Here is a 13,702-nt window from a genome sequence, read left to right on the forward strand (position 1 = left end):
GGAGCTAGCTAGCTGCTCGCTATTGCGAATTACTTGCTGAGATGCGCGAGCACGTTGCGGCGGGTGACGAGGCCCACGGGGTGGCCGTCGTTCATCACCATGAGAACGGGGCTGCCGGATGCCGCAAAGGCTTCGCGGGCAACCTCGGTCGAGCTAGACAGGCCAACGAGTGGCAGCCGCTCGCTCAGGTGCTCCGATACGGCGTCGTCGAGCACGGCGTCGTCAACGGCGACGGCGTCGAGGAGCGCGTCTTCGCTGACCGATCCGAGGACCTCGCCGAGCACGGCGGGAAGCTCGCCCGCGAGCACGGGAAGGCGCCCGAGGGCGTGATCGGCGAGCGCCGCGATGGCATCCCGCACGGTCGAGTCTGGGCGCACATGAGGGATCGCCGCCGCGTCGGCCGTGACGATCTCCGCGAGCGGGGTGCCTTCGCCTGCGGCGATGAACCCGTGCGATGCCATCCAGGTGTCGCTGAATACCTTGCCGAGGTAGCCGCGTCCGCCGTCGGGCAGCAGAACGACGACGACGTCGTCGGGCCCGAGACCCTTGGCCGCCTTAAGGGCGGAGACGACGGCCATGCCGCTGGATCCGCCGACGAGCAGGCCCTCTTCGAGCGCGAGGCGACGAGTCATATCGAAGGCCTCGGCATCCGAAACCATGATGATGTCGTCAACGACCGTGGGGTCGTAGGCGGTGGGCCAGAAGTCTTCGCCAACACCCTCGATGAGGTAAGGGCGGCCCGTGCCACCGGAATACACGGAGCCTTCAGGGTCGGAGCCGACAACGCGCACCGCTCCGTTGCTGGCCTCTTTGAGGTACTTTCCCGTGCCGCTGATCGTTCCGCCGGTTCCGACGCCCGCGACAAAGACCGTGAGCTTGGCATCAGTGTCGCGCCAAATCTCAGGACCCGTTGTCTCGTAGTGGCTGAGCGGGCCATTGAGGTTCGCGTACTGGTTGGGCTTGAAGGCGCCAGGAATCTCGCGCGCAAGGCGGTCGGAGACCGAGTAGTACGACTCCGGGCTGTCGGGCGCCACGGAGGTGGGGGTCACGACGACCTCTGCCCCGTAGGCGCGCAGAACGTTGCGCTTGTCTTCGCTCACCTTGTCGGGGCACACGAAAACGCAGCGGTAGCCGCGCTGCTGGGCGACGAGCGCGAGGCCGACACCCGTGTTGCCCGATGTGGGCTCGACGATGGTTCCACCCGGCTTCAGGTCGCCGCTCGCCTCTGCGGCGTCGATGATCTTGGTCGCAATGCGATCCTTCGAGGAGCCACCGGGGTTGAGGTATTCGACCTTGACAAGCACGGTCGCCGAAATCCCCTCCGTGACCTTGTTGAGCTTAACGAGGGGCGTGTTTCCGACCAGATCCAGGACGGTATTTGCATACTTCATGGTGGGCACAATCTATCAGCGGGGCCCGACAGCGGCGACAGCCGGGCAGAAACCCCAAGGTGGAGTCGAAACCGCGCAAGGGGAATAGTGGATGCGTTTACACACTTCTTGCAGATCGACTCTTCTAAGCTATGGGAGATTCATGGGTTACAGCAGCCCACCCTCTCTTGCCGCACTACTGACAGGACACCATCCGTGCCATCCCGCGACACCGACTCCCCTGCCGACGAGCAGGTCGTCCCGCCCTCTGCCAAGAAGCTCACCGTTAAGCAGGAGCGCGAACAGCGTCGCCTGGAGAAGGTCGAGAAGTTCAAGAAGGAGCAGGCGAGGGCCAAGCGCAACCGCATCGTTGCGATCACTCTGAGCTCGGTTGCCGCCGTGGCCGTTGTCGCGATCATCGTGGCCATCGTCGTTTCGAGTGCTGTGCCCAAGCGCGACCCTGCGGATATCGCAATCGACGGTGTGCAGACGTGGGAAGACATCGACTACACCCACGTGCAGGGCGTCGTCGACTACGAGAACGAATTCGACATGAATCCGCCCGCGGGCGGCAGCCACAACCAGGCATGGCTTAACTGTGGCATCTACGAAGAGCCGCAGCAGCCCGAGTACGCCGTCCACTCGCTCGAGCACGGCGCCGTATGGGTGACGTACAACCCCGATAGCGTTTCGGGCGATGACCTCACCACCCTGCGCGATTCGTTGCCCTCCTCCTACGTAGTCCTCTCCCCGTACCCGGGCCTTGATGCCCCGGTCGTCGCCTCTGCGTGGGGTGCCCAGGTCAAGCTCGACGGCGTCGACGACACTCGTCTCGCCGACTTCGTGGAGAAGTACTGGCAAGCCGGTGACGTTCCGGAGCCCGGAGCCAGCTGCGTCGGAGCAATCGATGGCCCAGGAAAGCTCTAAGACCGCCGTTTCGACTCGCCTGATCGTAGGCATCATCCTCGGAGCCGCCGTGCTCGTGGGTGTTGCCTTCGGTCTGGGCCGGGTCTCCGTGCCCGCCACCGATTCGACACCGTCCTCGACCAGTGCCGAGGCAGGTTTTTCCCGCGACATGCAGACACACCACCTGCAGGCCGTGGAGATGTCACTCATCGTGCGCGATCTCACCGACGACCCCGAGATTCGTATGCTCGCCTACGACATCGCGACAGCGCAGCAGCAGCAGGCCGGCCAGATGTTCGGCTGGCTCACGGTCTGGGGTGTTCCCCAGGCCGCACCAGAGCCCTCAATGACCTGGATGACGCGGCCAACCCTCGACGGGGCGACCCACGATCACGGCTCAGGCGATAGTGGCAGCTCCCACGTGCCCGGGGGGCCCATGCCGGGGCTCGCGACCGACGAACAGCTGGCCACCCTCAAGTCCCTGACCGGCGTCGAGGCGGAGAAGTACTTTCTCGAACTGATGATCGCGCACCATGTGGGTGGAGTCGAGATGGCAGAAGCGGTTCTTGACCGCAGCGACGAGCGCGTCGTTGTCGCCCTCGCCAAGGGCATGGTCACGGTGCAGCAGAAGGAGATCGATCTGATGAACGACCTCCTCGCGGAGCGTTCGTAGCCGATCCCCGCTACTCGGCCCTGACCTGGCGCTGAAACAGCGTCGCGTAGACACCGTTTTCGGCGAGCAGCTTGTCGTGCGTTCCCTGTTCTACGATGCGTCCGCCGTCGACCACAAAAATCACGTCGGCGTGCACGACGGTGGAGAGACGGTGCGCGATCGCAACGGTTGTTCTGCCTTTCGCGGCCTGATCGAGCGCCGTCTGCACGATGCGCTCCGAGACCGAGTCGAGCGCGCTTGTCGCCTCATCGAGGATGAGCACGGCCGGGTCCTTGAGCAGCACCCTGGCGATCGCGACGCGCTGCTTTTCGCCGCCGCTGAGCCGGTAACCTCGCTCGCCGACAACCGTCTCGTACCCGTCGGGGAACGACATGATCGTGTCATGGATGTTGGCCTGGCGGGCCGCATCCTCTAGCTGCTGCTGGGTGGCATTGGGGCGCGCATACCGCAGGTTGTCGGCGATCGTGGCGTGAAAGAGGTAGGTCTCCTGGCTCACGATTCCGATGGCGCGCATGAGGTCTTCGTGCTGAAGCTCGCGAACATCCTCACCGGCGAACCGCACAGCGCCGCCGCTCACGTCGTAGAGCCGCGGGATCAGGTACGACACCGTCGTCTTGCCTGCGCCCGACGGGCCGACGAAGGCCGCAAAGCTGCCAGGCTCAATCGTGAACGACACGTCCTTGAGCGTCGCCGGCGAATCTGCCGGGGCATCCGGATATCTAAAGGTCACGTCATCGAACTGGATGCGCCCCAGCGACTGCGACGGCACCTCACGCGCGCCAGGGGCATCCGTGATGGCGGGGGTCAGGTCGAGGTATTCAAAGATGCGGGCAAACAGAGCGGATGATGTCTGCAGGTCGAGCGCGACCCTCATCAGCCCCATGAGAGGCCAGGTGAGCCGAGCCTGCACGGTTGTGAACGCCACGATAGTTCCCGCCGTGACGGGCACGTTGCCGAGGATGAGCCAGCCGGCGACGACATACGTAATGGCCGGAATGACCGAAAGAAACACCTGCACCGTGGCGAAGAACCACTGCCCGCTCATCACCTGACGAACCTGCAGCTCGATCTGTCGCTGGTTCTCCTCTGTGTAGCGCCCGACCTCGGCGCCCTGCTGCGTGAAACTCTTGGCGAGCAGAATGCCGCTCACGCTGAGCGACTCCTGCGTGATTGCGGTCAGGTTGCTCAGCGACTCCTGCGTTGCCGCGGCGATGCGGGCGCGCACCCGGCCGATTCGGCGTTGGGCGACGGCAATGAGTGGCATCAGGATGACCGCGACGAGAGTCATCTGCCAGCTGAGCAGCAGCATGGCTACGAATGCCGCGACGACCGTGACGGTGTTGCCGATCACGCTCGAGACCGTGTTGCTGAGAACCCCGGCCACACCCCCGACGTCGTTCTGCAGACGCGACTGAATGACGCCCGTCTTGGTGCGGGTGAAGAAGCCCAGCTCCATGCGCTGCAGGTGCGTGAACAACTGGATGCGCAGCTGGCCCATGACCTTGTTGCCCACGCTCGCCGTGAGCCAGGTCTGCCACACACCGAGGGCCGCCGCCGCGATCCACAGCAGCACCATGATGCCGACCAGCTCGAGCAGCACGGGCATGTCGGGCACCCCCGACGGCGGGAACAGCCCGAGGTCGAAGGCCTGCTGAGTGAGCAATGGCGGCAAAACGCTGATGCCGGCACCGATCAGAACGAGAATGATCGTCACCGTCAGGGCACGTGCGTGGGGCGCAAAGAGGTGACGGATGCGGGGCAGCAGATCAGGGATCGTGGGCGCTGCGGCGTTCTCCGCCTTCTGCGCCTCCGGGTCTGCGCTCGAAATGCGGGCGCGCTGCTTGCCGTACCTGCCAGTGCTCCCGTGCCCGCTCATCGTTCAACCCTAACGATGAGTGGGCACCGCCCATTCCCTCGAGTTTCTAGCGCTGAGACCCCGCAAGCAGCGCCTGCACAAAGTAGCGCTGGAAGGCGAAGAACACGATTAGCGGAACGATCATCGACAGGAACGCCCCGGCCGAGAGCACATCGATATTCGACCCGAATTGCCGCAGCTGACTCTGGATGGCCACCGTCAATGGCTGCGATTGCGAGTTGGTAAAGATCAGCGCAACGAGCATGTCGTTCCACGTCCACAAGAACTGGAAGATCGCGAGGGAGGCGATCGCCGGCAGCCCCAGCGGCAGAATCACGGTGCGAAAGATTCGCCATTCGCTGGCCCCATCGAGCCGGGCAGCCTCAAGCAGTTCAGTGGGCACCTGCAAGAAGAAGTTTCGCAACAGGAACACGGCGAACGGCAGTCCGAACGCCGTGTGAAACAGGATGACGCTGAAGATCGATCCAAAAAGCCCCACCGAGCCGAACAGACGGGCAAGGGGGATCAGGGCGACCTGGATGGGCACGGCCAGCAGCACGATGACGCCGATCAGCAACCAGTCTCGACCGGGAAACTCCATCCAGGCGAACGCATATCCGGCGAGCGAGCCGATGACCACCACGGCGGCCGTTGTCGGAACGGAGATCATGATCGTGTTCCAAAACGACCCCGTGATCGTGGGGTTGGCCAGCAGGTTCGCGTAGTTCTCGATTGTCAGTTGCGCCGGTGCCGTGAATACAGTCCACCACCCCGACGAGGAGTTGTCGGCGACCGAGCGCAGAGAAGCGAGCAGCAATCCAACGCTCGGTACCAGCCAGAAGATCGCGATGATCAGAAGCAGCACATTGACGATGCTGTTGCCGAAGAATCCGAGGATTCGCTGGGCAACCGTGCGTTTGCCCCGCACGATGGTGAGGTCGCTCATCGCTCTCTCTCCTGCCGGAATCGACGGATGTTAATGATCATTGACGGCAACACCAAGATCAGCAGCAGGATCGCGAGAGCACTGCCGAGCCCCTGGTTATCTCCTCCGCCAAAGGACACGGTCCACATCTCGACCGCGATCACGTTCGCCGCGGGTTTCGAGGTGCCAGGGGGAATCACGTAGACGAGGTCGAAGATCTTGAGCACATTGATGATGAGCGTCACAAAGACGACCACGATCACAGGCGACAGCAGGGGGGCGGTAATCCGGGTGAACACCTTCCACTCGCTGGCCCCATCGATGCGGGCCGCCTCTTGAAGCGAGCGATCCATCGCCGAGAGGCCAGAGGCGATCATGATCATCGCGAATCCGGCCCAGATCCACACGTAGGAGAGGATGACCACACCGTTGATGAAGGCGGAGCTCAGCCACGAGACTCCCTGGTAACCCGGATCAAAGTTCGACGCGGGCAGCGCCACAACATACCCCTGGCCGTCGAGGCCCGCGATTGTGTACTGACCCGCGTCATTGGTCTCGGCGGTGCCCGCAATGGTGCCGTCGGCGTTGACCGCATCGACCTTGATCCCCGGCAGCCCCTTCTTGCCGTCGCCGACTTCGCCGTTCTCACCGCCACCTCCCTGGACGACATCGAGCCACACGGTGCCGCTGATCGCGTCCGAGTCGGGGTCCGGCGCTTCTTTGGCCTCTGCAGCGTTGGCGGGCAGCGAGGATTGCTTCACCCCGACGAGGGGAAAGTTCTGCGCAGAGCCCGGGTTAACCCCGGGAGCGCTGATCGTCCCGCCGTCATCCTGAAGCCCCGCGTCTGGCCGCACGGTGGCGCCGGGATAGGCCGAATCATCCGAAAACACGCTGTTGATGGCCACGAGCGCTGCGTTCACGACGCCCAGGTTGGGGTTCTCCTGAAACATGGTGCGAAAGATGACGCCGGCGGCGAGCATCGAGATCGCCATGGGCATGAAGATGATGAGCTTGAACGCGGTCGCCCAGCGGATCTTGTCGAGCAGCACGGCAAAGATCAGCCCGAGCACGGTGCAGGTGACGGGCGCCACGATTACCCAAATCACGTTGTTGCGAATCGCCGTGAACGTGGTCTCGTTCGTGAACATCGTCACGTAGTTGTCAAAGCCCACGAACTCTTCGCCGCCAGGGCTATAGAACGAGCGGATGACCGTGTAAATGATCGGATACAGAACGAGCGCCCCGAGGAGCACGAGCGCTGGCGCCAAGAAGCCCAGGGCGATGTAGAACATTCGGCGCCGGGCCGACCTGCGGGAGGGCTGACTGCCGTCAGCCCTCCCGCTCTGGGTCGGCACCGGAACCACTGCTGGTTGCTGCGTCATGGCAGACTCCGATGCACTCGTAGGTCAGAACCTGCGTCAGTAGGCCGCCACTGCCGCGTCCTCAAGGGCCTGCTGAGTACCCGGAATGTCGGTCGGGTTCTCGAGGAACTGAATCATGATCTGCCAGAAACCCTGACCCTCTGTTCCGCCGAATGCGCTCGGCGTGAGGTCTGACATGTCGAAGCGGAACACCTCGGCTCCCGTGAGAGCCTCCGCGATCTTCTTGGCGGTCTCATCGGGGTAAAGCGCGGTGTCGACATCCTTGTTCGGCGAGGTCAAGCCGCCCTCCGGCACCCACACCTCGGCCGATTCCGGCGAAGCGAGGTACTCCATCAGGGCCTGGGTCGCTGCGTCGTCGGTGAAGGCAACGGCAACGTCACCGCCTCCGACGATGGATGTTTCGGCGTCCCCCACGAGCGGGAAGTCAAAGAATAGTGCGTTCTCACCGACCACTGAGACACCCTCATCCTTGATGACGCCAGCCACGAAGTCGCCCTCGTAGACGGTGCCAGCCGTGGGGTCAGCGCCGAACACCGCCGACACCGACTCGGGGAAGGTGCGCTGCGCCGAGCCGGGCTCGACCAGTGCTGAGTTGCCCCAGAGCGTCGCGAGCGTCTCAAGTGCGGTCGCGACGGAGGGGTCCGTCCAGGGGATCTCGTGCGCTGCAAGCTGGTCGTACATGTCGCCGCCCGCGGTCTGCAGGTACACGTTCTCGAACCAGTCGGTCAGGGGCCAGCCGACGTCGGCACCAATGGAGATGCCCGCATACCCAGAATCGGCTACAAGCTGCAGCTGGGTGAGAAAGTCGTCCCAGCTCTCCGGCGGTTCCGCACCCGCGTCGCCCCAGATGTCGGCGTTGTACCAAACGGTCGACTTATTGGATGCCTTGAACCAGACGCCGTAGACCTCGCCATCCACCGTGCCCAGGTCGATCCAGCTCTGCGAGTAGTTGTCATTGACCTCGTCGAGCACGTCCTGTGACAGCGGTACCAGGTTGCCGTCCTGGGCCAGCTGCGTCATCAGCGCTGGCTGGGCAAGCATTGCCACATTGGGCGGGCTGCCTCCCTCGATCTGCGTTCCTAGAGTGGTGGCTGCTTTGTCGCCGAAGCTCGAATAGTTGACGGTCGCCCCCGTGTCCTGTTCGAACTTGTCGAGCACCTTCTCAAAATTCTCTTGTTCAGCTCCTGACCATGCGCCAGAGACTTCGAGCGTTTCGCCCGAGAATTCGGCGTCGTCATCGTTGTTGTCTCCCGAGCCAGAGCATCCGGCAAGAGTGAGGCCAACAACCGCAGCAAGGCTGACGGATGCGGTGAGTGTGCGATGGCTATGAATGGACATTTCCGTGAATCCTCCTCGGTGAGGCCGGGCCGCTCATGCTGTGCGCTGACCCAAATCGACCGCAAAATGCCCCCAAATAGGGGTCTTCTTGTGAAGCTACGTCAGCCCAACGCCCCCTGCAACCCATAGTCGAGAGCGCATTCCCCCGTTAATGACGAATATTCCTGAAATTGCTTTACATGGCCCCCATTTGGGTGGTTCTATGAGCACTGCAGCCCACTCCCCCGAAGCCGCGGCATCCCCCATGTCGCTCCCGCGGGCTGTGATTACCCCGAATAGGAACGACCATGAAACCCGAATTCATGCGACTTCGGCGCGCCATCGCGCTTGCAATCGCTACCGTTGTGGCCGCTACAGGCCTCGCACTTCTCATCCCCGCGTCAGCCATGGCCCATCACAACACCGTTCGCGTGAGCGCCAGTTGTGAAAACTATGAGTGGATCATCACGTGGACCATCACCAACTCCGAGCGGGATAAAGACGAGACGATCATCGCGTCGAACCAGCTCGCACTCGTGCCCGTCGGCATGCAGATCGAGGCGGGTGCCACCTATACCGTGACCGAAAAGGTCAGCGGCCCGCTCTCGAAAACGCTGACCGTCAAGGGCTATTGGCCCTCGTCCAAGGCCACCGACACCGCCCGCAGCGCTTCGATCTCGCCGCGGGACTTCGCGGGGACCTGCTCACGGAACGACCCGGCCCCGAGCCCGACTCCGCAGCCGAGCCCCAGCCCGAGCCCCAGCGCCACGCCTCAGCCCTCCGTCGTTCCGTCCCTGGTCGCGAGCGCCTGCGTCGTTCGCGGAGGCGTCGCCACCGGCAGCGTCACAGCAACGGTTGCAGGCCTCCCCGCCAGTGGCACCTTCACCGCCACCCTTCACGCTGGTTCGCGAGCGCTCGACACCGCGACAGTGACGCGATCCTCACCCTCGGCGACGTTCACAGATCTCGCCCCCGGTGATTACACCGTCAGCGTCAAGAAAAACGGCTCGCTCGTGGCGACATCCCCCACCGCCACGCTCGTGGACTGTACGCCCCCCACGCCGACGCCGAGCCCGACACCAACCCCCCTGCCGGATTCCACGGGAATCACGACGATCGCAGCAACTCCCGTTGACTGCGTCAGCGGAGTGCCTCGCAGCATCACCGTCACCGTGGCCGGGCTCACACCGGGCAAGAGCTACACCGTTGCGGTCGTGGCGGACGACGGCACCGATACCGCCGCGGAGCTCGTCACCGGAGTCGCCACGACATCCATCACGTTCGCCGGGCTATCCTCCCCCGCGAGCTACGTGGCAGAGCTGCGCGGAGACGCCACGACCAGATCCGCCCGCAGCGACACCATGGCCCTGGTTCCGTGCCTGGTCGCCTCGTCTGTCACGAGGCCACCGATCACACTGCCCGCCGCAGTAACCGCTCCCACCCAGACGCAGTCCCAGGCCCTGGCCGCAACGGGAGCATCCGAGCTGATCCCGCTGAGCTTGCTCGCCGCGCTTCTTCTGACGGCCGGTGGCGTGGTGGTGACCGCGCGGATGCGGCGGTTGGCTACACCGGCGGTGATGCACGACGCATAACTGGGAAGCCGCACGACCGGCCCAACAGCCCGGGCTTAACAGCCCGGGTTACAGCCCAGGCTCCAACCAAAAAGAACACCCCCGGTCAATGACCGGGGTGTTCTGAGTATGAGGCGCGATGCCCGAGGGCATCAACGCCGCGTACTACTTGAGGTTGACGGTTGCGCCGGCCTCTTCGAGCTGAGCCTTGGCCTTCTCGGCGGTCTCCTTGTTAACGCCCTCGAGGACGTTGGCGGGAGCGCCGTCAACGAGTGCCTTCGCCTCACCAAGGCCGAGGCTCGTGAGTGCGCGCACCTCCTTGATGACCTGGATCTTCTTGTCGCCAGCGGCCTCGAGAACGACGTCGAACGAGTCCTTCTCCTCGACCTCTTCAGCGGCAGCAGCAGCGCCACCGGCAGCGGCAACCGCGACGGGAGCAGCAGCGGTGACCTCGAAGACCTCTTCGAACTTCTTGACGAACTCGCTGAGCTCGATGAGCGTGAGCTCCTTGAACGCCTCGATGAGTTCGTCGCTAGAAAGCTTTGCCATTTTTTTCTCCTTGTTTGTTCTTGTCTAAAACCGCGTACAGAAACCCGTGAGGGTGACTAGTTCGCGGACTCCTGCTTTTCGCGCAACGCGTCGACGGTGCGAACCGCCTGCGCGAGCGGCGCATTGAACATGTACGCGGCACCGAACAGCGAAGCCTTGAAGGCGCCGGCAAGCTTGCCCAGCAGCACCTCCCGCGACTCGAGCTCGGCCAGCTTGATGACCTCGGCGGCGGTCAGCGGGTTACCGTCGAAGTAACCCCCCTTGATGACCAGCAGAGGGTTTGCCTTGGCGAAGTCGCGCAGACCCTTCGCAACGGCGACAGGGTCACCGTGCACGAAAGCGATAGCGGAGGGACCGGTCAGCTCGTCGTCGAACGACGAGATACCGGCCTCGTTGGCCGCAATCTTGGTCAGCGTGTTCTTCACCACGGCGTAAGACGCGTGCTCACGGATGTTCGTGCGCAGCTGCTTGAGCTGAGCGACCGTAAGCCCGCGGTACTCGGTGAGCAGTACGGCGCTCGAGTTACGGAAAAGTTCCGTAAGCTCGGCGACCGAAGCTTCCTTGTTCGCCATGGGGCTCCTCAAATTTCGTTTATGCATTCGGCCAGACCGGCGCACCCGGTGAGCATGAGCTCTCCTGAGTCCTGAAGCTGAGTTCCTGCGCCCACTCACGAAAAAAGCTCCGGCACAGGGGCACGGAGCTGGAATACCCGAAACTCGGGATCAAACTTCACACACCTGCGCGGGCTCTTGCTCGAGAAGCAAGCCTTCGGTCCTGGGCGTTTTCACGCACGAGACAACCAGCGGTCTTTGGCTCCCCTAAGACTAGGCGATTGCCCGCGCCCAGGCAAATTGACCCCGAAGAGTCGTCGCTGAGCCTAGGAAGCATCCGTCGCGAGAGGCAGTCGCACGGTGAACACCGTGTTGCCGGGGGCGCTCTTCACCGCGACCGAGCCGCCGTGCCCTTCTACGACGGCCTTGACGATCGCGAGCCCCAACCCTGTGCTGCCCGAAGCCCGGGAGCGCGAGCCGTCGCCGCGAGAGAAGCGCTCGAACAGGTGCGACTGAAGCGCCTCGGGGATTCCGGGACCGTTGTCGGCGACCGTCACCACGGCATCCGAATCGTCGACGACGAGCGTCGTGATCACGTGAGTCCCCGCAGGCGTATGCATGCGCGCATTGGAGAGCAGGTTGGCGAGCACCTGGTGCAGCCTGTTGGCGTCGCCGATGACGAGCACGGGGTCTTCGGGCAAATCGAGCGACCATTCGTGATCGGCACCGGCCGCCCGAGCATCGCTCACCGCATCGATGACCACGCGGGTGAGGTCGGTCTCCGCGAGTTCAAGGTCGCGACCCTCGTCGAGCCTCGCCAGCAACAGCAAATCCTCCACAAGAGTCGACATGCGCACCGCTTCCGACTCGACCCGGCCGATCGAGTGCACGACCTCCGGCGGCAGCTCCTGATTGAAGCGTCGAGTGAGCTCGGCGTAGCCCCTGATGGAGGTGAGGGGGGTGCGCAACTCATGGCTCGCGTCGGCGACAAAACGACGCACCCTGTTCTCGCTCGCTTGACGGGCGGCCAGGGCGGATGCTACGTGGTCGAGCATCCGGTTGATGGCAGATCCGACCCTGCCGACCTCCGTCGAGGGGTCTGCGTCCTGTGGCGCGACTCGCTCGGCGAGCGCGACTTCGCCCCGGTCGAGGGGCAGCGCGCTCACCGCAGTGGCCGTGGCCGCAACCCGGTCAAGCGGTCGAAGCGCAAGGCGCACCACGGCGTGACCAACGACTGCGGCGACGACAAGCACGATGATCGCAACAATCGCGATCACGGCAATTAGGCGGGAAACGGTCTCGGTGACCTCCCCCAGCGGCAGCGCCGTGACGAGCGTGGTTTCTGGCCCGATCTGCTGGCCGGCGGCACGGTACTGGCCGAGGTCGCCGAGCGTTATGGTCACCGGCTCGCCATCGACCGGAACATTGAGCAACTCGGCACTTTGTGCTTCGTCGAGCAGCGCGATATCGCCGCTCTGGGTCACAATGCCCGCCCGCACGACGTCGGTGAACACGATGCCCGTCACGGTGAGAGGCCCCTGCACACCAAATCGCAGCGACGACGGACCCAACCCGTCATCCGGGGCCGGAGCAGGGGCTCCACCGTCGTACCCATTCGCCGCATTCTGGCTGCGCCCGGTTGCCGAGGCGAGCTGAGAGTCGAGTCGGTCCATCAGAAACCCGCGAAGGGCAAGCACGCTCACGAGGCCGATGATGAGGCTCGCCGCAGCAAGCAGCCCAACGATTGCGACGACAAGCCTTCGCCTCAGTGTCCAGGAGTTCATGACGGAGCCTTGATCATGTACCCGACGCCGCGCACCGTATGGATCATCGGGTCCGCCCCCGCGTCGATCTTCTTGCGCAAGTAAGAAATATAGATCTCGACGATGCTCGCTCTGCCACCAAAGTCATAGCTCCAGACGCGGTCAAGGATCTGCGACTTGCTCATCACCCGCCGGGGGTTGCGCATCAAGAAGCGCAGAAGCTCGAACTCGGTGGCCGTGAGTTCGATCTCGCGGTCACCGCGGCGGACTTCATAGCTCTGTTCGTTAAGAGTGAGATCGCCGACCCTCAAGATCGGGTCGTCCTCTCCCGAGATGAGTGCGGATGACCTGCGGATGAGCCCCCGCAGCCGGGCGATCACCTCTTCGAGACTGAATGGCTTGGTCACATAGTCGTCTCCGCCAGCGGTGAGACCCGCGATGCGATCGTCGAGCGCGTCCTTGGCGGTGAGAAAGAGAATAGGCACGTCTCGACCATCCGCCCGTAGCCGCCGAAGCACCTGAAGCCCGTCGATATCGGGCAGCATGATGTCGAGAACAACGACATCGGGGTCGAACTCGCGTACAACCTTGAGTGCTGCCTGCCCGTCGGGGGCGGTGCGAACATCCCACCCCTCATATCGCAGCGCCATCGAGAGTAGCTCCGACAGGGTCTCCTCGTCGTCGACAACTACCGCGCGAACGGGGGAACCGTCGAAGTGACGCAGGGCCGGCACCGGCGCGTAACGCTCTAGCATGGCTCGATTATCCAGCCGGTTCCTATATGCAAGCTATGAGCAGGCTGGGCGCAGCTGGGTGGCGACTGTGGCGGTGCGGGAGACT

At 63.7% G+C, this 13,702-nt stretch carries 12 protein-coding genes; 3 read left to right on the forward strand and 9 right to left on the reverse strand.

The genetic code is table 11. The features are described from left to right. Nucleotides 1-29: 29 nt before the first annotated feature. Nucleotides 30-1,391, reverse strand: coding sequence for a cystathionine beta-synthase (locus C2138_RS10605; RefSeq protein WP_108517701.1), 1,362 nt, complete (start codon nucleotides 1,389-1,391; stop codon nucleotides 30-32). A 195-nt stretch (nucleotides 1,392-1,586) separates the two neighbouring features. Between C2138_RS10605 and C2138_RS10610 the strand changes: the two genes are divergently transcribed. Both C2138_RS10610 and C2138_RS10615 read left to right on the forward strand, forming a co-directional pair. Next, entirely contained in the window at nucleotides 1,587-2,297 is a 711-nt protein-coding gene (locus tag C2138_RS10610; protein ID WP_108517703.1) for a thioredoxin-like domain-containing protein, read from the forward strand. Next, entirely contained in the window at nucleotides 2,278-2,949 is a 672-nt protein-coding gene (locus tag C2138_RS10615; protein WP_108517705.1) for a DUF305 domain-containing protein, read from the forward strand. The genes C2138_RS10610 and C2138_RS10615 overlap by 20 nt, the downstream gene beginning before the upstream one ends. 10 nt (nucleotides 2,950-2,959) lie before the next feature. On the opposite strand, the gene C2138_RS10620 is transcribed toward C2138_RS10615, so the two are convergent. The 4 genes from C2138_RS10620 to C2138_RS10635 are packed head-to-tail and all read right to left on the reverse strand — an operon-like array spanning nucleotide 2,960 to nucleotide 8,449. Continuing rightward, nucleotides 2,960-4,825: an ABC transporter ATP-binding protein gene (locus C2138_RS10620; RefSeq protein WP_108517707.1), complete on the reverse strand. Its 1,866-nt coding sequence runs from the start codon at nucleotides 4,823-4,825 to the stop codon at nucleotides 2,960-2,962. 46 nt (nucleotides 4,826-4,871) lie between these two features. Then, the gene (locus tag C2138_RS10625) at nucleotides 4,872-5,750 is read right to left on the reverse strand and encodes a carbohydrate ABC transporter permease (protein ID WP_108517709.1); all 879 of its coding nucleotides are present in this window, start codon (nucleotides 5,748-5,750) and stop codon (nucleotides 4,872-4,874) included. After that, nucleotides 5,747-7,111 carry a carbohydrate ABC transporter permease gene (locus C2138_RS10630; protein ID WP_108517711.1) on the reverse strand — a complete coding sequence of 455 codons (1,365 nt, stop codon included), beginning with the start codon at nucleotides 7,109-7,111 and terminating at the stop codon, nucleotides 5,747-5,749. The genes C2138_RS10625 and C2138_RS10630 overlap by 4 nt, the downstream gene beginning before the upstream one ends. Nucleotides 7,112-7,147: 36 nt before the next feature. Then, on the reverse strand, nucleotides 7,148-8,449 hold the full coding sequence (locus C2138_RS10635) for an ABC transporter substrate-binding protein (protein WP_108517712.1): 1,302 nt from the start codon (nucleotides 8,447-8,449) through the stop codon (nucleotides 7,148-7,150). 287 nt (nucleotides 8,450-8,736) lie between these two features. On the opposite strand from C2138_RS10635, the gene C2138_RS10640 reads away from it, so the two are divergent. Further along, nucleotides 8,737-10,020 (forward strand): hypothetical protein, encoded by a 1,284-nt coding sequence (locus C2138_RS10640; RefSeq protein WP_108517714.1) that lies wholly within the window; start codon nucleotides 8,737-8,739, stop codon nucleotides 10,018-10,020. 144 nt (nucleotides 10,021-10,164) lie between these two features. Here C2138_RS10640 and rplL read toward each other — a convergent pair whose 3' ends face one another. From rplL to C2138_RS10660, 4 genes are all read right to left on the reverse strand, one after another. Beyond that, nucleotides 10,165-10,548 carry a 50S ribosomal protein L7/L12 gene (rplL, locus tag C2138_RS10645; RefSeq protein WP_108517716.1) on the reverse strand — a complete coding sequence of 128 codons (384 nt, stop codon included), beginning with the start codon at nucleotides 10,546-10,548 and terminating at the stop codon, nucleotides 10,165-10,167. 56 nt (nucleotides 10,549-10,604) lie between these two features. Further along, nucleotides 10,605-11,120, reverse strand: coding sequence for a 50S ribosomal protein L10 (gene rplJ, locus C2138_RS10650; RefSeq protein ID WP_108517718.1), 516 nt, complete (start codon nucleotides 11,118-11,120; stop codon nucleotides 10,605-10,607). Nucleotides 11,121-11,425: 305 nt separating this feature from the next. Next, nucleotides 11,426-12,883 (reverse strand): sensor histidine kinase, encoded by a 1,458-nt coding sequence (locus C2138_RS10655; protein WP_108517719.1) that lies wholly within the window; start codon nucleotides 12,881-12,883, stop codon nucleotides 11,426-11,428. After that, nucleotides 12,880-13,617 (reverse strand): response regulator transcription factor, encoded by a 738-nt coding sequence (locus C2138_RS10660; RefSeq protein ID WP_108517721.1) that lies wholly within the window; start codon nucleotides 13,615-13,617, stop codon nucleotides 12,880-12,882. The genes C2138_RS10655 and C2138_RS10660 overlap by 4 nt, the downstream gene beginning before the upstream one ends. Nucleotides 13,618-13,702: the final 85 nt, after the last annotated feature.

This window comes from Salinibacterium hongtaonis, from assembly GCF_003065485.1.
Classification (GTDB): Bacteria; Actinomycetota; Actinomycetes; order Actinomycetales; family Microbacteriaceae; genus Homoserinimonas; species Homoserinimonas hongtaonis.

What these genes read in the sequence shown, in the direction of transcription:
- C2138_RS10605 (WP_108517701.1), bottom strand. Translation starts at nt 1,391, where the DNA reads ATGAAGTATGCAAATACCGTCCTGGATCTGGTCGGAAACACGCCCCTC.
- C2138_RS10615 (WP_108517705.1), top strand. Translation starts at nt 2,278, where the DNA reads ATGGCCCAGGAAAGCTCTAAGACCGCCGTTTCGACTCGCCTGATCGTA.
- C2138_RS10620 (WP_108517707.1), bottom strand. Translation starts at nt 4,825, where the DNA reads ATGAGCGGGCACGGGAGCACTGGCAGGTACGGCAAGCAGCGCGCCCGC.
- C2138_RS10625 (WP_108517709.1), bottom strand. Translation starts at nt 5,750, where the DNA reads ATGAGCGACCTCACCATCGTGCGGGGCAAACGCACGGTTGCCCAGCGA.
- C2138_RS10630 (WP_108517711.1), bottom strand. Translation starts at nt 7,111, where the DNA reads ATGACGCAGCAACCAGCAGTGGTTCCGGTGCCGACCCAGAGCGGGAGG.
- C2138_RS10635 (WP_108517712.1), bottom strand. Translation starts at nt 8,449, where the DNA reads ATGTCCATTCATAGCCATCGCACACTCACCGCATCCGTCAGCCTTGCT.
- C2138_RS10640 (WP_108517714.1), top strand. Translation starts at nt 8,737, where the DNA reads ATGAAACCCGAATTCATGCGACTTCGGCGCGCCATCGCGCTTGCAATC.
- rplL (WP_108517716.1), bottom strand. Translation starts at nt 10,548, where the DNA reads ATGGCAAAGCTTTCTAGCGACGAACTCATCGAGGCGTTCAAGGAGCTC.
- rplJ (WP_108517718.1), bottom strand. Translation starts at nt 11,120, where the DNA reads ATGGCGAACAAGGAAGCTTCGGTCGCCGAGCTTACGGAACTTTTCCGT.
- C2138_RS10655 (WP_108517719.1), bottom strand. Translation starts at nt 12,883, where the DNA reads ATGAACTCCTGGACACTGAGGCGAAGGCTTGTCGTCGCAATCGTTGGG.
- C2138_RS10660 (WP_108517721.1), bottom strand. Translation starts at nt 13,617, where the DNA reads ATGCTAGAGCGTTACGCGCCGGTGCCGGCCCTGCGTCACTTCGACGGT.